The sequence below is a fragment of the Oceanospirillum linum genome (assembly GCF_001995095.2).
GTDB lineage: Bacteria > Pseudomonadota > Gammaproteobacteria > Pseudomonadales > Halomonadaceae > Oceanospirillum > Oceanospirillum linum.
Genome location: NZ_MTSD02000105.1, coordinates 1 through 438 on the forward strand (window position 1 = coordinate 1; position 438 = coordinate 438).

1 protein-coding gene is annotated in these 438 nt (G+C 42.9%); it reads left to right on the plus strand.

The genetic code is table 11. The features are described 5' to 3' along the window. Positions 1-35: 35 nt before the first annotated feature. Positions 36-248: a hypothetical protein gene (locus tag BTA35_RS16845; RefSeq protein ID WP_078320907.1), complete on the plus strand. Its 213-nt coding sequence runs from the start codon at positions 36-38 to the stop codon at positions 246-248. Positions 249-438: the final 190 nt, after the last annotated feature.

Genomic DNA, 438 nt, shown 5'->3' on the forward strand with positions numbered 1-438 from the left:
AACAGCAGTAAACCTTTATTCAATGGGAGTAAATAATGACCAAGAATACAATGTCGAAAGCCGCTGCTGCACGAATTCAATCTGCAACTGCAGTATCAAACGGTGGCTCTGTTCCTAAAGGCTCTTTCGCTGCTCGAGCTCAGTCTGCAGCAAGTAAGTCTGGTTCAACTCCACCACCAAATGGGCCAAGTAAAACAGGCAATCCCTCCGGTGGTGGTCGAGGCAACAACCCACCAAAAAGTAAATAGGAGGTTTTATGCCCGATACGTCAACAATGTCTGACGAGGAATTAGATCTTTGGTCAGATATTAATAATCCAAACAACGACAATTATTTCGGAGACTAGTTAAAAAAGTAGCTTGGGCAAGCTCAAGCTACTTGCATGCCTTTGCATTGTTTTCAAAGGCTCTCAAAAAGCCTTTTTCATCCACTTTGTAT

Coding starts and splice junctions, on each gene's coding strand:
- BTA35_RS16845 (WP_078320907.1), top strand. CDS start 36: ATGACCAAGAATACAATGTCGAAAGCCGCTGCTGCACGAATTCAATCT.